This is a genomic window from Aliihoeflea sp. (genome assembly GCF_052435475.1).
Lineage (GTDB): Bacteria > Pseudomonadota > Alphaproteobacteria > Rhizobiales > Rhizobiaceae > Aliihoeflea.
The window spans coordinates 116,508-136,096 of record NZ_JBQVMV010000002.1; the positions used below are offsets into that span (position 1 = coordinate 116,508).

A 19,589-nucleotide genomic window follows, 5' to 3' on the forward strand; every position below is an offset into this window, starting at 1 on the left:
CGAAATCACACGGTCGACGCGGCCTTAAAGGCCGAGTTCCGCGCGCACGGCGGCTTCGCCGTCCTCGCCACCCACCGTCGTTACGCCTTCGAGCCACGGCGTCAGCGCGTCCGGGTTGGCCTTCAGCCATTCGCTCGCGGCGGCCTCCGGGTCGGCGCCGTCATCGAGGATCGCGCCCATGATCTCGTTTTCCATTTCGAGCGAGAAGACGAGATTGGTCAGGAACTTGCCGACATTCGGGCATTCCTCGGTGTAGCCGGCGCGCACATTGGTATGCACCGTCGCGCCGCCGAAATTCGGCCCGAAGACCTCGTCGCCGCCTTCGAGATATTCCATCTCGATATTGGCGTTCATCGGGTGCGGCTCCCAGCCGAGGAAGACCACGTCCTGCTGCGAACGGGCGGCGCGGGTAACGGCCGAAAGCATCCCGGCCTCCGAGCTCTCGACGACCTCGAAGCCCGACAGGCCGAACTGGTCGGCCTCGATCATGTCGAGGATCAGGCGGTTGCCGTCATTGCCCGGCTCGATGCCGAGGATCTGGCCGTTCAGATCGTCGCTGAACTCGGCGATCTTGTCGAAGCTCGTCAGGCCCTTGTCGTAGGTGTATTTCGGGACGGCGAGCGTGTATTTGGCGCCTTCCAGATTGGTGACCAGGGTCTCCACCGACCCGTCCTCGCGATAGGGCGCAATGTCGGCTTCCATCGTCGGCATCCAGTTGCCGAGGAACACGTCGATGTCGCCATTCTTCAACGACGCATAGGTCACCGGAACCGAAAGCACCTGCACGTCCGTCTCGTAGCCGAGTGCCTTCAAGAGCACCGTCGCCGTGCCCGTCGTCGCGGTGATGTCGGTCCAGCCGACGTCGGAAAAGCGGATCGTCTGGCAGGCTTCCGGATCCTGCGCCAGCGCGGCTCCGGCCGAAAGCGCGGTCGAAAGGGCAAGCGTCGTGAGGAATGTGCGGGTACGCAACATCGAATTCGTCTCCCATCGGGTTTATGGAAAACCGCTCGAAACGCGGTCTTTCACGAGTTGCTAAAGCCAAACATCATTTGCACGATGATTCAAGAACCATGTCGAAAAGCCTGAAATTGCACGTGTGCAGCGATTTTTCGTGGACGGTTGCGCGGTGGCACTCCCGCTCCCGCGCCCAACCGGCCTAAAAGGCACGCATGGCCAAGCTCTATTTCCATTATTCCGCGATGAATGCCGGCAAGTCGACGCTGCTCCTGCAGGCGTCGTACAATTACGGCGAGCGCGGCATGCGCACCGCGACCTTCACTGCCGCCCTCGACGACCGCGCCGGCGTCGGACGCATCGCCTCGCGCATCGGGCTCGGCGCCGATGCGGAGCTCTTTTCGGCGGAAACCGACCTCTTCGCGATCATCGACGCGCTCGCCCGCAGCGGGCCGTTGCACTGCGTCTTCGTCGACGAGGCGCAGTTTCTTTCAGAAGAGCAGGTCTGGCAGCTTGCGCGCGTCGCCGACAGGCTCGGCGTGCCGGTGATGTGCTACGGGCTGCGCACCGATTTTCGCGGCGAACTCTTTCCCGGCTCGAAGGCGCTGCTCGCAATCGGCGACGAGCTGCGCGAGGTGCGCACCATCTGCAAATGCGGGCGCAAGGCGACGATGGTCGTGCGGCTCGGACCGAACGGCAAGGTGCTGCTGGAGGGGGATCAGGTCGCGATCGGCGGCGAGGATCGCTACGTCTCGCTGTGCCGCCGCCACTGGGAAGAAGAGATGGGGCGCCTGCCGCCGGAAGACCTCGTTGGCTTCACCGCCGGGGAATAGACGGACCCGCCATCGCAGTTGTATACAGCTTTTCGATCCGGGCCCAAGACCGCTTTCGCCTTGTCGCATTCCGTGCATTGCGCGGCTTTATTGAGACGGCGCGCAACAGCGGCAACCGCCATGAATCCGAACCGAAGCGCGCGGTCCCGGCCGTCGCGAACAGAACCGAGCTAGAAGCCTCCTGGGGGACCTAAATGGCCGAAGTGAAATCCGATATCGCGATTGCGCGCGCCGCGAAGAAGAAGCCGATCATGGAGATCGGCGCGAGCCTGGGCATCCCGCACGAGCATCTCCTGCCCTATGGACACGACAAGGCGAAGGTCTCGGCCGAGTACATCAAGTCGGTGAGCGGCAACAAGGACGGCAAGCTGATCCTCGTCACCGCGATCAATCCGACGCCGGCCGGCGAGGGCAAGACGACGACGACGGTCGGCCTCGGCGATGGTCTCAACCGGATCGGAAAGAAGGCCGTGGTCTGCATCCGCGAAGCCTCGCTCGGGCCGAATTTCGGCATGAAGGGCGGCGCGGCGGGCGGCGGCATGGCGCAGGTCGTGCCGATGGAGGACATGAACCTCCACTTCACCGGTGATTTCCACGCCATCACCACCGCGCACAATTTGCTGGCCGCGCTGATCGACAATCACATCTACTGGGGCAACGATCTGGGCATCGACCAGCGCCGCGTCGTTTGGCGCCGCGTGATGGACATGAACGACCGCGCGCTGCGCCAGATCACCTGCTCGCTCGGCGGCGTGGCCAACGGCTTCCCGCGCGAGGCCGGCTTCGACATCACCGTCGCCTCCGAAGTCATGGCCATCCTGTGCCTTGCCAAGGATCTTGCCGATCTCGAAAAGCGCCTCGGCGACATCATTGTCGCCTATCGCCGCGACAAGACCCCGGTCTATGCGCGCGATTTGAAGGCCGACGGCGCGATGGCGGTTCTGCTCAAGGACGCGATGCAGCCGAACCTCGTCCAGACTTTGGAGAACAACCCGGCCTTCGTCCATGGCGGCCCGTTCGCCAACATCGCGCATGGCTGCAACTCGGTCGTCGCCACCACGACCGCGCTCAAGCTGGGCGAATATGTCGTCACCGAGGCCGGTTTCGGCGCGGATCTCGGCGCGGAAAAATTCTTCGACATCAAGTGCCGCAAGGCCGGGCTCAAGCCCGCCGCCGCGGTCATTGTCGCCACCGTGCGCGCGATGAAGATGAATGGCGGCGTCAAGAAGGACGATCTGGGTACCGAAAACGTCGAGGCCGTCAAGAAGGGCTGCGCCAATCTCGGCCGCCATATCGAGAACGTACGCCAGTTCGGCGTCCCGGCCGTGGTCGCGATCAACCATTTCTATTCCGACACCGACGCCGAAATCCAGGCGCTGAAGGACTATGTCGCCTCGATGGGCGAGGAGGCGATCCTGTGCAAACACTGGGCGCAGGGCTCGGCCGGTATCGAGGATCTGGCGAGGAAGGTCGTGGAGCTCGCCGAAGGCGGCTCGTCGCAATTCGCCCCGCTCTATCCCGACGAGATGCCGCTCTTCGACAAGATCAACACCATCGTCAAGCGCATCTATCGCGGCTCGCACGCCATTGCCGACAAGTCGGTGCGCGACCAGCTTCACCAGTGGGAGCAGGCGGGTTACGGCAACCTGCCGGTCTGCATGGCGAAGACGCAGTATTCCTTCTCTACCGACCCGAATTTGCGCGGCGCGCCCAACGACCACGTCGTGCCGGTGCGCGAGGTGCGCCTGTCGGCCGGCGCCGGCTTCATCGTCGCCATCTGCGGAGAGATCATGACCATGCCGGGCCTGCCAAAGACGCCGTCCTCGGAAAAGATCTTCCTCAATGACGAAGGCCAGATCGAGGGCTTGTTCTAGGGCTCTGCGACAGTCTCCGCGAAAGGGCGCTGCGGCGCCCTTTTTCGGGCGCTGAGACGGCAACGCTCCGCGCGCATATGCGTTGTCGCTGAACAACCGGGGGCGGCAGCATGATTTCGAAGTGGAACTGGATCTACAGGCTCCTGACGCGGCGCCTGTGGTTCCGCAGCACGCTGATCTCGCTGCTCGCCGTCCTGTCGGCGCTTCTCGCCGTCTTTCTCGGCCCCTACATTCCCTACGAAATCTCCGCCTCCATCGGCGCCGAGGCGGTCGACAACATCCTGACCATCATCGCCTCGTCGATGCTGGCGGTGACGACGTTCTCGCTGTCCACCATGGTCGCGGCCTATTCCGCAGCCACGACCAACGTGACGCCGCGCGCCACCAAGCTCCTGCTTCAGGACACGACCTCCCAGAACGTCCTGGCGACCTTCGTCGGCTCGTTCCTCTACAGCCTCGTCGCGATCATCACGCTTTCCATGGGCGCCTATGGCGAACAGGGCCGTGTGATCCTGTTCGTGGTCACTATCTTCGTCGTGCTTCTGATCGTGGTCACGCTCCTGCGCTGGATCGACTATCTGACTCGCCTCGGGCGCGTCGGCGAGACGACGGAAGTCGTGGAGAAGGCGACGGCGGAGGCGCTGCGCAGCCGCCGCCAACAACCCTATCTCGGCGGCGTGCACCTCGCCGACGAGGATGTCATTCCCGCTGATGCCGCGGCGGTCGCCGCCCCATTCATCGGCTACGTCCAGCACATCGACATGGCCAGCCTGCAGGAGATCGCCGAGGCCGAAGGCGTCGTCATCTATTCGCTCGCGCTTCCAGGCACGTTCGTCGACGGGCGACGACCGCTGGCGCGCATAGCATCCAGTGACGAGAAGGTACACGCTGCCGTCGTCGCGGCCTATTCGCTCGCCCGTGAGCGCTCCTTCGACCAGGACCCGCGCTTCGGCCTGTCGGTGCTGGCAGAAATCGCCCAACGCGCCCTCTCGCCTGCCCTTAACGATCCCGGTACGGCGATCGACGTCATCGGACGCAGCGTGCGGCTTCTGTCCATCTGGGACGAAGCGGAGGAGCGCGAGCCGGTTCGCTTCCCGAACGTCCATGTCGCGTCGATCAAGCTGTCTGAGCTCTTCGATGACGTCTATCTGCCGATCGCCCGCGACGGTGCGGCGGTTGCCGAGGTGCAGGTGCGCCTGCAAAAGGCCTTCGCGGCCACGGCAGCTTTTGCCGACCCGCGCTTTCGCATCGAGGCGGCGCGGCACTCGGACATGGCGCTCCGCCGTGCCGAGGGAGCCCTGACGCTTGCCGAAGATCTCGAGGCGGTCCGCACCGCCGCGCGCGCCGTTTCGGTATGACCCTTACGGCCTGATCTCAATCTCTGTCGTCAGCCGCACGATGTCGAAATCGGTGACGAGAATATCGAGCCGCACGGTCCAGCGCCCGGCCAGCGGCAGGACCACGTCGTCTGCGCGCCACGTGCCGTCGCCAGGCTTTTCCGCCTGCCGCCGGAACGGCTCGATGCCGGCCTCGGGATTGGCGAAGACGAAGGCGACTTCCCTCGCATCGAGCGGGCCGAAATCGCCCGTCATGATCATCGCCGACACCGCAACCGGTCCCGCCCGTCCCGGCGTCACCGAAACGTCGGCCATCGCTTCGGCGGTATGGATGTGCACCGAAGCCGGCTGCGCGGCGGCGAGGGCGAGCGCGCGCGGCGGCGGGGTGAAGCGCCAGCCTGCCGCGATGGCGAGGATGACGAGCACGACCAGCGTCTCCGCAGCGATCGAGCGGACGAGCGCATGCGTATCGCCCGCCAGCGCCGGCCGCGTCAGCCTCCAGCGATTGACAGCGGCAAGCGCGAATAGCGCCGCCAGGCAGCCGAGCTTGGCAAGGAACAACCGGCCATAGGCCGTGTCGACCAGCGCCGCCGGCGTCTCCACCTGGATGACCGCCAGCACGATGCCCGCCGCGATGAGCCCGGCGATGGCAAAGGGGATGAATGTCGAGAACCGTTCCAGCCCGCGCGCCGCATTGAAGGCATTCGCGCGAAGCGCCAGGCCAAGCGGCACCAGCGCCCCGACCCAGACGGCGATCGCCGCGGCATGAAGCGCGACGGCCGGCCGCGTCAGCCATTGCGGTTCGGCTGCGCTCGCATGACCCGAGACGGTCAGCGCATAGGCGCCGGCGGCGAGCGCACCAGTCGCCAGGATGCAGGACACACCGGCATTTTTGGTCAAAGCGGCGATGCCGGCCGCGCCGAGCGCTGCGAGCACCAGCTTGACCGTCAGGCCGAAGCTCGTCTCCAGCCCTGCCCGCCAGATGGCCGGGTCGGCGAACCTCGCGATCGGCGCACCAAGCGCATCGAGGCCCTGCAGGCCCGGCGAAATCGCCGCTGCCGCAAGGCCGATCCCGACGAAGGCCAGCACCGCCCGCGATCCCGCGCGCGAGACCGGCACGAACCAGGCGAGCGCGAATGCGCCCCCCGCGCCGAGAAAGAGGCCGACATAAAGCCCGATCTTCGCCAGCCACACGGCCGCCCGCACCGTCCAGTCGACCGGTTCGGGAACGGGCGGCGGCGCAGCGCCCGGCGCGCCGATCGAAAACACCACCGATCCGCCGACCGGGTGCCCATCCGCCGAGACCACGCGCCAGGTCAGGACATGCGTGCCGTCTTCAAGGCCCGCCGGCGCTTCGATCTCGACCGAGCGGTCCCGCACAGCGAAGTCGCCGAGGTCCACCGCCTCGCCGTTCGGTCGTACGATCCGCAGGACGAGCGGCGATACGGGCTCGCTGAAATCCAGCCGGAAGCTTTCCGGCGCGGTCGCGATCACTGCGCCGTCGCGAGGCTCGGCGCCGGTCAGCGAGGCGTGCGCAGCGGCCTCGCCGACAAGCGCCAGAAGCAGCGCCAGCGCCGCGATCCAACCTGCCAGACCGGGTCCGTTTTTCACTCGTTGCATGGGTCCGTCCACCTGAAGCCGCGATCGGGCGGCCGGCACGCATCGCGCCGGCCGCCGCGTCCTTGTCCGTCAGTGGCCGCCGGCCGCCTCGGTGATCGCCACGCCCGGCGCCGGCATTTCGAGGTCGTCGGCGGACTGGCCCTCGGCCGGCACCTCGATCCAGCGCTCGGCAAGGCCGCCCGGGCATTCCTGCACGACCGCGAAATAGAGCGTCTCGCCGGCCGTCAGGGCAGGGGTGAGGTAGCCGCGCAGGACGAACTCGTCATATTCGTCGTCGGCAAGGTTTCCGCCGCTCCAGACGATCTCCGTCACGCCTTCGCTCACCTGCGAGCCATGATACTCGTAGGTCGTGCCATAGTCGCCGCGCACCTTTTCCAGTTCCCAGCCGGGCTTCGGCATCGGCTTGACCGCGATCACGCCTTCCGGGATGCGAACGCGCACGACATTGGTCGGCTCGCCCTCGCAGCCATGCGGCACGCGGAAGACCGCCTTGTAGGTAGAACCGATAGCCGCTTCCTTGCCTTCGAGCGAGACGTGGGCAAGGGCGGCGGACGTGCCGAGTGCGAGAAGGCCGGCAGCGGTGATGATGTGCTTGAACATCGGTGTTTCTTTCAGATCATATGGAATGCGCCCGTGCGGCCGGTTTGCGGCGCGCGATGCGGGGCAGGCAAGACGGTCGCGCAGCGCTGGCCGCGACGTTCCGTCAGTCGAATGGAATCAGGTGTTTCACGCCGCGAGCGGCGGTGCGCGGGGATTGCCCGGCCGTCGGGCGATGTCATCCACCGCGACGATTGTCGGCATCGCGCTGCGAATCGCGTAGGCGACCCGCAGCGGGTTTGAAAGCGCGTTTGGCTCGCGGTCGCCGGCGGTCACCGGCGCGAACATGCTGCAGCCCGGCGCGCAGCAATCGGGCATCCCCGAATGGTCGCGTCCCTCACCGGCCGGCGCCGGTTCGTGGCTGGTGATGCAGAGCGGATTGCCGAAATCGTCGAGCATCGGCACGCCGGCAGAAGCGCCGACCGCGAACGCACCGAACAGCGCCTGGAGCACGAGCATATAGGCAGCGACCAGCGCGACCCCCTTGCTCAACAGCTTCCCCCGGCCCCACTGCATCGTTCCGTCCGTCCCCTTTGCAAAGAGACACTAACAGCCGCGCAGCGTTCGCAAAACTGGCTTTGGCCGCAGTATCATGGTGCTGATCGTCGCACCCATCTTTGCCGCCGCGCATTCGAAATGGTCAGTTGCGTTCCGACAGGCGAAGAATAGAGGCTCTTCATGTCCAGAAGCAACTCACCGCAAGCCGGTCCGAATGGAGTGGTTCTCCTTTCCGGCGGCAATCCGCAGATCGCCAAGGGCTATGGTAACGAACCCGTCCAAATTTACATCGCCGCCATGCCGGGCTGGAAAAGCGCGCTCGGCCACCGTCTCGACATTCTGATCGAGAAGACCGTCCCCGGTGTCGTCAAGGCGGTCAAATGGAACTCGCCATTCTACGGTCTCGAAACGGATGTCTGGTTCTTGAGCTTCCGCTGCTTCACGAAATACGTGAAGGTCACCTTCTTCCGTGGCGCGTCGCTTGATCCCGTCCCACCCGGCGCATCGAAACACGCCGACACGCGCTATCTTGATATCTACGAGGACAAATTCGACGAGGCGCAGTTCACCGCCTGGGTGGCCCAGGCCACGAAGCTGCCGGGGGAGAAGTTGTAATCATCACGCGGTCTCGTACTTCATGTCCGCGGCGGAATGGGCGTCGATCGCTGCGCACTGGTCGGCGATTGCCTTGCGGTAGCCCGGACGATCGAAACATCGAGCCTGATAGGCAGCCAGCTTCGGGAACCCATCGAGTACCTTCAACGAACCGGCAATCTTCAGGACTGACGAGATCATCAGATCGGCGACGGAGAATTGCGGCCCGACCATCCATTGGCGCTCGCCCAGCGCGTGCTGCAATTCGCCAAGCCGCAGCTCGGCCATCGCCAGGGCTTGAGGCCGGCGCTGCCTCTTTTCGGTCTCATCGGTCATGAAGAAATCGACTTCGGCGAGGTTCATCAGGAACGGTTCGATCGAGTTCAGCGCTGCGATCACCCAAGAAACGGCAAGCGCGCGTTGGGCCTCGTCCTCCGGCATCAGTATTGCGGCCCTTCGAGCAACCTCGAGAACGATGGCGCCGGATTCGAAGATCGGCGGCCGGCCGTCTTCCTCGAGCACCGGGACCTGGCCGAATGGCTGATTGGATCTGTATTCGGCCGACTTCATCGTCGGCGTATCCACCAGCCGGACCGAGTATGGCCAGCCAGCTTCGTTGAGTATCCAGCGGGCGCGATGGTCCCGAACCTGTCCAGCGGCAAAGGGGGGCACCCATTTCATAGCGGTTATCGTGATCATTGCATCCTCCGGGAGCTTCTCCCATCAAGGACGACTGGCGAGATCCGTTCCCGACATGAAATCCGTGCCCACTAATCGTGGACGATTGGATTGGCGGTGGATCGTTCCGTCGCTGCATCGCCGTAACACCCTTGCTGCAACCTTTTCCCCGCCCCATCCTTATCGGCACATGCAATCTCCAGGGGCGTCATGAACCGATCGATCACCGAACTCGTGCGCGGCATGCGCGATCACAAGACCGCTTTCCTGCCGCTGGCGATCTTCGCAATCGCCGCGGCGGGGATTTCGCTCTTCCTGTCGATCGCCGACGAACTCGACGATGGCGAGCTCAACGCCATCGATGAGCGCATCTTCCTGTGGTTCCACATGCCCGGCGGCACGCCGATCGGGCCGGAATGGCTGCAGGAAACGGCGGCCGAGATCACCGCGCTCGGCGGCTATACGGTCATCCTGGTGCTGGTGGCGGCCGTCATCGGCTTTCTCGTCGCGTCGCGCAAATACGGGCCCGCACTCTACACCTTCCTGTCGATCGCAACCGGCACGCTGGTCGGCCACCTCCTGAAGGAGCTTTATGCGCGGCCGCGGCCTGACCTCGTCGAGCACCTTGTCAACACCCACACGCCGAGCTTCCCGTCCGGCCACGCGATGGTTTCGGCCATCGTCTACCTGACGCTCGGCTCGCTGATCGTCCGCTTCGTCGACAATCTGCGCGTGCGCGTTTACGTCCTCGCCGTCGCGATCCTGCTCACCTTGATGATCGGCGTCTCGCGCGTTTATCTCGGCGTCCACTGGCCGAGCGACGTCGTGGCCGGCTGGGCGATGGGCGCGGCGTGGGCGAGCCTTGCCTGGCTCACCGTCTCGGCCCTGCGCTTCTACCGCGAGCGCAAGCGAGGTCAGGCCGAGGCGCCGGAAAGCTCGTCGAGGATCGGGCAGTCGGGCCGCGCATCGCCGTGACAGGTCCTGACCAGATGCGTCAGCGTCTTCTTCAGGCTCTGCAACTCGGCGATCTTGTGCTCGATCTGGTCGAGCTTGGTCGCCGCGAGCGCCTTCACGTCGGCGCTCGCCCGGTGGGAATCGCCATAGAGCGATAGCAACTGCCGGCATTCCTCGACTGAGAAGCCGAGCCCACGTGCGCGCTGGAGGAATTTCAGCCGGTGAATGTCGGCGTCCGAATAGTCGCGATAGCCGTTGTCGGCCCGCGCCGGGCGCAAAAGGCCGATCTCCTCATAGTAGCGGATCGTCTTGGCCGGCAGGGCCGAGCGGCGGGCGGCAGTTCCGATGTTCATTGCGGCAACTCCTGATCGACCCTCGAGATAGGAGCGCCAAGCTAATCCTTCCAGTAGCTGGAAGATCAAGCCGCACAATCGCGCTTGCCGCGACGGCGGATCGTTTGTATGAGATTCCCATGAACGCGCATTCGCACACGAACAAGTGGTGGTGGACCCGCTAACAGCGGCCACGAGCACTTGCGTGCGCGTTTCAAAGGTTTGGCCGCAACGGAATTCTCCGGGCGGCCTTCGTCTTTTTGGGACCTGCCGATCCGGAACCTGACAGATGAGGGGAAGGACATCATGAGCACCGAGCTTCTGGAAAACGGCGCGGAGCGCTACCGCACCGAGGGCGGCGTCACCGTCACCCGACAGCGCCACGAGACGCCTTATGTCGGCGCGATCGAGACCTATGTCGACGCGCTGAATTCGCGCCGCGGCTGCGTCTTTTCCTCCAATTACGAATATCCGGGCCGCTATACGCGTTGGGACACGGCGATCGTCGATCCGCCGCTGGTCGTTTCGGCGCGCGGCCGCGACATGCGCATCGAGGCGCTGAATGCGCGCGGCGAAAAGCTGCTCGACGGTATCGTGCCGGTCGTCGAGGCGCTCGACGAGGTTACCCAATTCGTCCGCGCACCCGCGCTCGTCACCCTCACCGTTGCCGAACCGACGCGTGTCTTCGCCGAGGAGGAGCGCTCCCGCGTTCCCACCGTCTTTTCCGTCCTGCGCGTCATCGTTTCGCTGTTCAAGTCGCCGGAAGACGCCAATCTCGGCCTTTATGGCGCATTCGGCTACGACCTCGCCTTCCAGTTCGACCCTGTCGCGCTCAAGCTCGACCGGCCGCAGAGCCAGCGTGACGTCGTCCTCTACCTCCCCGACGAAATTCTCGTCGTCGACCACCACCAGGCCAAGGCCTGGCACGCCCGCTACGACTTTTCCGGCGCGGGCTTTTCCACGGAAGGCCTGCCGCGCGGCGGCGCCGAGGCGCCCTTCAAGCCGTCCGACACCGTCCCGCCGCGTTCAGACCACGAGCCCGGCGAATATGCCGGCCTCGTCACCCGCGCCAAGGAAAGCTTCCGGCGCGGCGATCTGTTCGAGGTGGTGCCGGGCCAGATGTTCATGGAGCGCTGCGTCTCCAAGCCCTCGGAGATCAGCCGCAAGCTGAAATCCATCAATCCGTCGCCCTATTCCTTCTTCATCAATCTGGGCGAGAACGAATATCTGATCGGCGCTTCACCGGAGATGTTCGTGCGCGTATCGGGCCGCCGCGTCGAGACCTGCCCCATCTCGGGCACGATCAAGCGCGGCGAGGACGCCATCGCGGATTCGGAACAGATCCTGAAGCTGCTCAACTCCAAGAAGGACGAATCCGAGCTAACCATGTGCTCCGACGTCGACCGCAACGACAAGAGCCGCGTGTGCGAGCCGGGCTCCGTGCGCGTCATCGGCCGCCGCCAGATCGAGATATATTCGCGCCTCATCCACACGGTCGACCATATCGAGGGCCGCCTGCGCGAGGGCATGGACGCGTTCGACGCGTTCCTCTCTCACGCCTGGGCCGTCACCGTCACCGGCGCGCCGAAGCTGTGGGCCATGCGCTTTCTCGAGGCCAACGAGAAGAGCCCGCGCGCCTGGTATGGCGGCGCGATCGGCATGGTCCATTTCAACGGCGACATGAACACCGGCCTCACGCTGCGCACCATCCGCATCAAGGACGGCATCGCCGAGGTCCGCGCCGGCGCGACATTGCTCAACGATTCCGACCCGGCCGAGGAAGAGGCCGAGACCGAACTCAAGGCCTCCGCCATGCTGGCCGCGATCCGCGAGGCATCGCTCGGCAATTCCGCCGCCGCGCAGCGCGAAAGCGCCAAGGTGGGCGAGGGCGTCTCGATCCTGCTGGTCGACCATGAGGACAGCTTCGTCCACACGCTGGCGAACTATTTCCGCCAGACCGGCGCGACCGTCGCCACCGTCCGTTCGCCGGTGCCCGAAGAAGTCTTCGACCGCGTCGATCCCGACATCGTCGTCCTCTCGCCCGGTCCCGGCATGCCGTCGGATTTCGACTGCAAGGCGACGATCAGGAAGGCCCGCGCCCGCGACCTGCCGATCTTTGGCGTCTGCCTTGGCCTGCAGGCACTCGCCGAGGCCTATGGCGGCGAATTGCGCCAGTTGCACGAGCCGATGCACGGCAAGCCCTCGCGCATCCGCGTGACCAAGCCCGGCATCGTCTTTTCCGGCCTGCCCAAGGAGGTGACGGTCGGCCGCTACCACTCGATCTTCGCCGATCCGGTGCGTCTGCCGCCCGAATTCCTCGTCACCGCCGAAACCGAGGACGGCGTCATCATGGCCCTGGAGCACAAGTCCGAGCCGATCGCCGCCGTGCAGTTCCATCCCGAATCGATCATGACGCTCGGCCAGAATGCCGGCATGCGGATGATCGAAAACGTCGTCGCGCATCTGCCGCGCAGGGCCAAAGTCAAAGCCGCCTAGGAATGACATCTTGACGACCGCATTCCTTCGCGCCCCCCTCTGTCCTGCCGGACATCTCCCCCGCGAGGGGGGAGATCACGCGCTCAAACCTCTGCGACTAGCTGATCTCCCCACCTGCGGGGGAGATGTCCGGCAGGACAGAGGGGGGCAACGTCGAGCGCAACGTCTCCGCCCCTATCCATGACCACCAAACAAAAAATCCGCCGCCTCGCGGCCTGGTCGATCGTCGTCGCCTTCGCCGTGATGGGCCTCAAATTCGTCGCCTGGTGGCTCACCGGGTCCGTCGCGCTCTACTCCGACGCGCTCGAATCCATCGTCAACGTCATCGCCGCCTTCGCCGCCTTCTGGGCCATCTCCGTCAGCCACAAGCCGGCCGACCGCGACCACCAGTACGGCCACCACAAGGCCGAATACTTTTCCGCCGTGCTCGAAGGCGTATTGATCGTCGTCGCCGCGCTCTTGATCCTCGCCGAGGTCTGGCGCGCGTGGCAGAATCCGGTGCCGCTCGATGCGCCCGGCCTCGGCCTTGCCATCAATGCGGCGGCCGCCGGCGTCAACGGGTTCTGGGCGTGGCTTCTCATCCGCAACGGCCGCGAGCACCGCTCGCCGGCGCTGGCGGCGGACGGTCACCACATCCTGACCGACGTCGTCACCTCCGCCGGCGTCCTCGTCGGCCTGCTCGCGGCGATCGCCACCGGCTGGTGGATGCTCGATCCGCTGCTCGCGCTCGTCGTCGCGCTCAACATCCTGTGGCAGGGCTGGAAGGTCATCGCCTCCTCGCTGGACGGCTTGATGGACCGGGCCGTCGACCATGAGAACCACCTGCGCATCCGCGACCTGATCTCGGCCAATTCCCAAGGGGCGCTCGAAATCCACGACCTCAAGACTCGCATCGCGGGCCGCGCCACCTTCATCGAGTTCCACATGGTCGTCGATGCCTGCATGTCAGTCGGCGACAGCCATCTGATCTGCGACCGGATCGAGGCGGCACTGGAAAACGAAATCCCTTCGGTCCGCGTCGTCATCCATGTCGAGCCGGACCACGAGGCGAAGCTTCCGCCCGGCACCGCTGCGGTGCCCTTCGCCTGAACGGCGCCGTCGCACTCGCGCCCCGATCACGTCACATTTCCCCCTATTTCAACCTGTGACACAAACAACACACCCGCCGGCCGGACTCGTTTTCGCCGCATTTCGTCCCGGCAGGCGCCACACTTCGTTTCCATTCAAGAGGCTATTGGTCGTCTCGGCGGCCGGTCCGTCTTCAAGAATTCAGTGATGGGTAACAATTCATGTGTGTGTCTCGACGTCGCTTCCTCTTTCAGGCCGCTTCCCTGGGCGCGGTCGCGCCGCTGGTCCTTTCGGGCTGCATGTCCTCGACCGGCGCCATCGAGGCGGTGAAGCCCGGTCCTGATCCCTATTTCCTCGCCATGTACGGCCCGCAACCGAACGAGCGCTTTCCGCTTCCGGCCATCGACATTTCGAATGTCGAGGAGCGCTTCTTCCGCCAGCAGGTTCGCTATCACCGCTCCGAGCGCGCCGGCACCATCGTCGTCGACACGCAGAACCGCTTCCTCTACCTCGTTCAGGAAGGCGGCATGGCGATGCGCTACGGCATCGGCGTCGGCCGTGCCGGCCTCGAATTCGAGGGTGAGGCCCGCGTCGCCCGCAAGGCCCAGTGGCCGACCTGGACCCCGACTGCCGCGATGATCGAGCGCGAACCCGGCCGCAACGCCCAGTGGGCCGGCGGCATGCCCCCCGGCCTCGAAAACCCGCTCGGGCCGCGAGCGCTCTATCTGTTCGAGGGTGGCCGCGACACGCTCTACCGCATCCACGGGACGTCGGAGCCGTGGTCGATCGGCCTCGCGGTTTCCTCGGGTTGCATCCGTCTGTTCAACCAGGACATCATCGATCTTTACGCCCGCGTCGCGATCGATACGCCCGTCCTGGTGCTCCAGAACGAGCCGTTGATGTTCCCGCAGCGCGAAGTCCCCGAGTCGATCCGCCGCCAGCTCGAAATCCCGCAGCGGCAGGATCAGAACCCGATGATCGAAATCTGATCGGCGCGGCCTGGCGCCTCCGTCAGGCCGCCTTCTTCAGCTTCGCCCGGTCATGCGGCCGGGCGAAGTCGAGATCCGGCCCCTTGGGCACGATCCGCGTCGGATTGATCGTTTCGTGGCTGCCGTAATAATGGCTCTTGATGTGGTGCATGTTCACCGTCTCCGCCACGCCCGGTACCTGATAGAGTTCGCGCAAATAATTGGAAAGATTGGCGTAGTCCTCGATCCGGCGCTCGTTGCACTTGAAGTGCGAGTAGTAGACCGCATCGAAGCGCACCAGCGTCGTGAACAGCCGCCAGTCGGCTTCGGTCAACACGTTTCCGGCGATGTAACGCCGGCGTGAGAGCCGCGCCTCCATCTCGTCGAGCGCCGCGAAAAGCTCGTCGAACGCCTCCTCATACGCCTCCTGCTTCGTGGCGAAGCCGGCCTTGTAGACGCCGTTGTTGATCGCGTCGTAGACGCGCGCGTTCACCGCATCGATCTCGCCGCGCAACTCCTCTAGGTAGAAATCGAGCCTTCCGTCGCCGCATTCGTCGAAGGCGGAGTTGAACATGCGGATGATCTCCGCGCTCTCGTTGGAGACGATCGTCTGTTCCTTCTTGTCCCATAGGACCGGCACGGTCACGCGGCCCGAGTAGTTAGGGTCGGCCTTGGTGTAGATCTGGTGCAGGAAGTCGAGCCCATAGAGATCGTCGCCGGTCGCCGCTTCGTCCGTCAGAAAAGTCCAGCCGTTCTCACCCATGAAATGGTGGACGACGGAGACCGAGATCACGTCCTCGAGCTTCTTCAACTTGCGGAAGATCAGCGTCCGGTGCGCCCAGGGGCAGGCGAGCGAGACGTAGAGATGGTAGCGGCCGGGCTCGGCCTTGAAGCCGCGTGTGCGCCCCTCGGCGGGTTCGCCGTCGACCGTCACCCAGTCGCGCCACTGCGACTGCGACCGCTCGAAGCGCCCGCCCGTCTTGGACGTGTCGTACCACTTGTCCTGCCACTTGCCGTCGACCAGAAGTCCCATGCGTATCTCCTCTTGTTGACCAAGAGTTAGGGCAGGGGGCGGGCCGAGCCAAACTTTGCGTATTGAACAGATCGTCAAGTGGTGAGGTGCGCAGGCGGTCTGCGTAACGGATATTGAAACGGAGAGGCCTGGATTCCTGTGACAAGCACAGGAATGACGGCGGAGAGGGTTATGCCCAACCTCCCACTTCGACGATTGGCGTCATCCTCCATGCCATCGTCATTCCTGTGCTTGTCACAGGAATCCAGGCCTCTCCGTTTCCGCCGCACTTGGGTTCAACCCATTGGCTACCCGTCTCACTCACCGCGAAACGCGATAGACGTCCCCCCATTCTCATGCTAGCAGCGAATCTCCGGGGGAAATCCATGCCGACCATCCGCATCGAGCGACGACGAAAGAGCACCCGCGCGTAAGCGCGGACGATGGCTGACGCCATTCCGCCCTGCCTTTCCCAACGCCGATCCGGAATTCCCGCCATGACCCTTGCCGACGTCGCCTACGCGCCGGAACTGCCATCCCACGACGCTGAAATCGAAGAGATCAACGCCGAGGCGTTCGGCCCCGGCCGCTTCACCCGCGCCGCCCACAAGATCCGCGAAGGCGGGCCGCACGCGCGCGACCTCTCCTTCGTCGCCACCGAAAACGGCCACGTCATCGCCTCGGTGCGCCTGACGCCGATCGCGGTCGGCGAAGGCCGCGCCATGCTCCTCGGCCCGCTAGCCGTACGCCCGTCGTGGAAGAATCTCGGCATCGGCCGCAAGCTCATGGCAATGGCCGCCGACGCGGCGAAGTCCAAGCGCGCCCGCGCCATCGTCCTCGTCGGCGACGCGCCCTATTACGGCCCGCTCGGCTATGTTCCGGTCAAGCCGGGAACGATGACCATGCCCTGGCCGGTCGACCCGGCGCGGCTTCTGGTGCTGGAACTGGTGCCGGGAGGGGCGGCTTCGCTGCATGGGGCGATCAGCCATGCGGATGTGGCTGGTGCTTAGAAGACCGCCACTCTTGCGCAGACCCCCACTCCGGTCCTGCGGACCACCTCTCCCCCTCAAAAGGGGAGAGGAACTCGCTGCCGCGATGTAAGCGCTCTTCCAGCTTGGTTTTCTCTCCCCTTTTGAGGGGGAGAGGTGGCGCGCGAAGCGCGACGGAGTGGGGGTCTGCTGCAACTTGGCCGTAGTACCAGCAGATTTCAGGCCGCCTGCTCCATGAACACATATTCCCAGACATGCCCGTCCAGATCCTGGAACGAGCAGCCATACATGAAGCCCATGTCCATCACCGGCTTCCACGGCTTGGCGCCGGCCTTCAGCGCCTTGGCGAGAATGTCGTCCACCTCCTGCCGGCTGTCGGCCGAGAGCGCGGTCAGCACCTCCGTCACCTTGTGACCGTCGGCCATCTCGCCATTGATGAAACCCTTGAACTTCTCATGGGTGAGCAGCATCACGAAGATGTTGTCCGCGACCACCATGCAGGTCGCCGTGTCGTCGGAGAAGTCCTCGTTGAACGAATAGCCAAGCGCCGAGAAGAAGGCGCGGCTGGCGGCGAGGTCCTTGCTTGGCAGATTGACGAAGATCATGCGCATGGAAAAGCTCCCTGATTGATGTCTGCGCATAGGACGGCCGGGCTCACCCGATCCCGACAGCGGACATCTGAAAAATTCAGCGCCCCTCGCGATACCAGGTCGCGCCGAAGGTGAAGAGCAGCAACGCTAGTCCGAAGAAACCAGCGAAGAGCGGTACGCGAGAGACCGAGCGCAGCACGCTGTCATTCGTCGTCTGCAACCCGACCCAACCGCGCCCGTCCGCATCCGCGCCGGGGCGGATCGGCACGATGTTCGGCAAATCGAGCGCGCCGGTCAGCCCGGCCTCGATGCGCCGCACCGTGCCGCCGCTGGCGTCTGCCACCGGTTGCAGCTTTTCCATCGTCGACACCGTGTCGGTGAATTCCGGCGCGTTTACCGGCCCGACATGGGCGAGCGTTTCCAGGTCGCCATTGGCGATCCGATAGAGCCCGATCTCGTCGGTCTCGACCGTCCCGTCGAACGTGCCCGGCGCGCCGGCCGTCAGCGGCACGGTCAGCGTCTCGCCCGAAGGCGTCGTCACGCTCGCCTCGCCGGCCTCGTCCTCCATCGTCTGGCGCTCGATCTCGAGCGTCATGCCGCGCGCATTCGCCGTCAGCCGTTCCTCTTCGAGCTCCGGCTCCTTCATCAGCCAATGCGCCATGCGCCGATAGAGCGAGACATGCGGGCCGCCGCCCTCGAAGCCGCGCGCCCACAGCCAGCCATGGTCGGACAAAAGCATGCCGACGCGGCCTTCACCCTGCCGGTCGAGCAGCAGCAGCGGCATGTCGTCGGCGCCCTGCATCACCACTTCGCCCTCCGGCCGCTCGATGCCGATCTGGCGGAACCAGCGGCTCCATTGCGGCGGCTCCTGGCCCGAGCCTTCGAGCCCGCGCGTCACCGGATGGCGCTCGCCGGTTTCCGTCAGGCGCGGATAGAACGCCTGTTCCACCACCTCGCCGGTCGGCATCGCCGGCAGCGCCGCCATCAGCGGCGTGCGCGAGATCGACTGGTTGCCGGCATATTCCGGCCCCGCCGCGATCAAAAGCGCGCCGCCATTTTCCACATACTCGGCGATGTAGTCGTAATAGAGGATCGGCAGTACGTCGCGGTGCTGGTAGCGGTCGAAGATGATCAGGTCGAAATCGTTGATCCGATCGACAAAGAGCTCGCGCGTCGGGAAGGCGATGAGCGAGAGTTCGTTGATCGGCGTGCCGTCCTGCTTTTCGGGCGGGCGCAAAATGGTGAAGTGGACGAGGTCCACCGCAGCGTCGGATTTCAAAAGGTTGCGCCACGTCCGCTCGCCGGCATGCGGCTCGCCGGAGACGAGCAGCACGCGCAGGTTCTCGCGGATGCCATCTAGGATCGCGATGGTCTGGTTGTTGGTCGCCGTCAGCTCGCCCTCGGCCACAGGGAACTCGAGCTCGACGATGTTGCGCCCGGCGTTGGGGATGACGATGTCGACCTCGGTCTCCTCGCCGATCACCGCCGTCTGGCGCACCACATGCTCGCCATTGACGCGCACGGTCACCTCGACCGGCCCGCTCGCCCCGTCGGTCGACAGCACCCGGTAGCTCATGGTCACCGGCCGGTCGACGATACCGAAGCGCGGCGCGCGCTCGAAGCGGATGCGCCGGTCGAACTCGTCTTCCTCGCCGGTCACCAGCGCATGGAGCGGACCGGAAAAGCCAGGGCTCTCCGGCACGTCGTGCACCTGCCCGTCGGTTATCATGATCGCCCCGCCGACCCGCGAGGGCGCGACGTCGCGCAGCGCCGAATCCAGCGCGCCGAAGAGCCGCGTCTGCGTGCGGTCGTCGGCGGCGTCCGACTGGCCGGTCTCGACCACGCGCACGTCGTACTGGTCGAACCGCGCCAGCCGCGCCTGCATCTCCTCCAGCGCCCGGTCCGTCGTCGCCCGCCGATCGCCGATCTCCTGGCTCTGGCTGCGGTCGACGACGAGCGCGACGACGCTCTTCAACGGCTCGCGTTCCTCGTCCAGCAGGACGGGATTGATCAGCGCCAGCGCCAGCGCCGCCATCGCCGCCAGCCGCATCCACGCGCCCCGCTGCCGGGCGAAGAGCCCCCAGGTGACGAGCGCTGCGACGGGTACGAGGAGCGCGGCGAGCCACGGCCAGGCGAGGAGGGGTTCGAAGGCGAGGGACCAGTTCATGGGCGGTTACCGTTGCGAAGCGCCCCCA

General features: G+C 65.2%; 18 protein-coding genes. 9 read left to right on the top strand and 9 right to left on the bottom strand.

The annotated features are described in order from the left end of the window. Positions 1-24: 24 nt before the first annotated feature. Positions 25-972 carry a choline ABC transporter substrate-binding protein gene (locus ACT6QU_RS03610; protein WP_444563704.1) on the bottom strand — a complete coding sequence of 316 codons (948 nt, stop codon included), beginning with the start codon at positions 970-972 and terminating at the stop codon, positions 25-27. 197 nt (positions 973-1,169) lie between these two features. Between ACT6QU_RS03610 and ACT6QU_RS03615 the strand changes: the two genes are divergently transcribed. The 3 genes from ACT6QU_RS03615 (at position 1,170) to ACT6QU_RS03625 (ending at position 5,019) form a co-directional block, all read left to right on the top strand. After that, positions 1,170-1,787: a thymidine kinase gene (locus ACT6QU_RS03615; protein ID WP_024587489.1), complete on the top strand. Its 618-nt coding sequence runs from the start codon at positions 1,170-1,172 to the stop codon at positions 1,785-1,787. A 194-nt stretch (positions 1,788-1,981) separates the two neighbouring features. Continuing rightward, positions 1,982-3,661: a formate--tetrahydrofolate ligase gene (locus tag ACT6QU_RS03620; RefSeq protein ID WP_444563703.1), complete on the top strand. Its 1,680-nt coding sequence runs from the start codon at positions 1,982-1,984 to the stop codon at positions 3,659-3,661. 110 nt (positions 3,662-3,771) lie between these two features. After that, positions 3,772-5,019 (top strand): DUF2254 domain-containing protein, encoded by a 1,248-nt coding sequence (locus ACT6QU_RS03625; RefSeq protein WP_444563702.1) that lies wholly within the window; start codon positions 3,772-3,774, stop codon positions 5,017-5,019. Positions 5,020-5,022: 3 nt separating this feature from the next. Here the strand turns inward: ACT6QU_RS03625 and ACT6QU_RS03630 are convergent, their stop codons facing one another. From ACT6QU_RS03630 to ACT6QU_RS03640, 3 genes are all read right to left on the bottom strand, one after another. Next, positions 5,023-6,618, bottom strand: a complete 1,596-nt coding sequence (locus tag ACT6QU_RS03630) for a copper resistance CopC/CopD family protein (RefSeq protein WP_444563701.1) — start codon at positions 6,616-6,618, stop codon at positions 5,023-5,025. Positions 6,619-6,687: 69 nt separating this feature from the next. Next, the gene (locus ACT6QU_RS03635; protein WP_444563700.1) at positions 6,688-7,218 is read right to left on the bottom strand and encodes a YcnI family copper-binding membrane protein; all 531 of its coding nucleotides are present in this window, start codon (positions 7,216-7,218) and stop codon (positions 6,688-6,690) included. Positions 7,219-7,344: 126 nt separating this feature from the next. Further along, positions 7,345-7,707: a hypothetical protein gene (locus ACT6QU_RS03640; protein ID WP_444563699.1), complete on the bottom strand. Its 363-nt coding sequence runs from the start codon at positions 7,705-7,707 to the stop codon at positions 7,345-7,347. A 186-nt stretch (positions 7,708-7,893) separates the two neighbouring features. On the opposite strand from ACT6QU_RS03640, the gene ACT6QU_RS03645 reads away from it, so the two are divergent. Further along, the gene (locus tag ACT6QU_RS03645) at positions 7,894-8,328 is read left to right on the top strand and encodes a DUF1801 domain-containing protein (RefSeq protein ID WP_444563698.1); all 435 of its coding nucleotides are present in this window, start codon (positions 7,894-7,896) and stop codon (positions 8,326-8,328) included. Between the two features lie 3 nt (positions 8,329-8,331). Here ACT6QU_RS03645 and ACT6QU_RS03650 read toward each other — a convergent pair whose 3' ends face one another. Then, the gene (locus ACT6QU_RS03650; RefSeq protein WP_444836603.1) at positions 8,332-9,006 is read right to left on the bottom strand and encodes a glutathione S-transferase family protein; all 675 of its coding nucleotides are present in this window, start codon (positions 9,004-9,006) and stop codon (positions 8,332-8,334) included. A gap of 189 nt (positions 9,007-9,195) precedes the next feature. Between ACT6QU_RS03650 and ACT6QU_RS03655 the strand changes: the two genes are divergently transcribed. Continuing rightward, positions 9,196-9,960: a phosphatase PAP2 family protein gene (locus tag ACT6QU_RS03655; protein ID WP_444563696.1), complete on the top strand. Its 765-nt coding sequence runs from the start codon at positions 9,196-9,198 to the stop codon at positions 9,958-9,960. Here the strand turns inward: ACT6QU_RS03655 and cueR are convergent. After that, positions 9,900-10,292, bottom strand: a complete 393-nt coding sequence (cueR, locus tag ACT6QU_RS03660; protein ID WP_024587480.1) for a Cu(I)-responsive transcriptional regulator — start codon at positions 10,290-10,292, stop codon at positions 9,900-9,902. The genes ACT6QU_RS03655 and cueR overlap by 61 nt on opposite strands. Before the next feature lie 285 nt (positions 10,293-10,577). Between cueR and ACT6QU_RS03665 the strand changes: the two genes are divergently transcribed. From ACT6QU_RS03665 to ACT6QU_RS03675, 3 genes are all read left to right on the top strand, one after another. Next, entirely contained in the window at positions 10,578-12,767 is a 2,190-nt protein-coding gene (locus tag ACT6QU_RS03665; RefSeq protein WP_444563695.1) for an anthranilate synthase, read from the top strand. 180 nt (positions 12,768-12,947) lie between these two features. Further along, positions 12,948-13,856, top strand: a complete 909-nt coding sequence (locus ACT6QU_RS03670; RefSeq protein ID WP_444563694.1) for a cation diffusion facilitator family transporter — start codon at positions 12,948-12,950, stop codon at positions 13,854-13,856. Positions 13,857-14,056: 200 nt separating this feature from the next. Beyond that, the gene (locus ACT6QU_RS03675) at positions 14,057-14,824 is read left to right on the top strand and encodes a L,D-transpeptidase (protein WP_444563693.1); all 768 of its coding nucleotides are present in this window, start codon (positions 14,057-14,059) and stop codon (positions 14,822-14,824) included. Between the two features lie 22 nt (positions 14,825-14,846). Here ACT6QU_RS03675 and ACT6QU_RS03680 read toward each other — a convergent pair whose 3' ends face one another. After that, positions 14,847-15,836, bottom strand: a complete 990-nt coding sequence (locus ACT6QU_RS03680) for a glutathione S-transferase family protein (RefSeq protein WP_444563692.1) — start codon at positions 15,834-15,836, stop codon at positions 14,847-14,849. A 476-nt stretch (positions 15,837-16,312) separates the two neighbouring features. On the opposite strand from ACT6QU_RS03680, the gene ACT6QU_RS03685 reads away from it, so the two are divergent. Beyond that, complete coding sequence (locus ACT6QU_RS03685; protein ID WP_444564521.1) at positions 16,313-16,825, top strand: GNAT family N-acetyltransferase; 513 nt, start codon at positions 16,313-16,315, stop codon at positions 16,823-16,825. Positions 16,826-17,022: 197 nt separating this feature from the next. Here ACT6QU_RS03685 and ACT6QU_RS03690 read toward each other — a convergent pair whose 3' ends face one another. Further along, entirely contained in the window at positions 17,023-17,415 is a 393-nt protein-coding gene (locus ACT6QU_RS03690; protein ID WP_444564520.1) for a VOC family protein, read from the bottom strand. 76 nt (positions 17,416-17,491) lie between these two features. Then, on the bottom strand, positions 17,492-19,561 hold the full coding sequence (locus ACT6QU_RS03695) for a hypothetical protein (protein ID WP_444564519.1): 2,070 nt from the start codon (positions 19,559-19,561) through the stop codon (positions 17,492-17,494). Positions 19,562-19,589 lie beyond the last annotated feature (28 nt).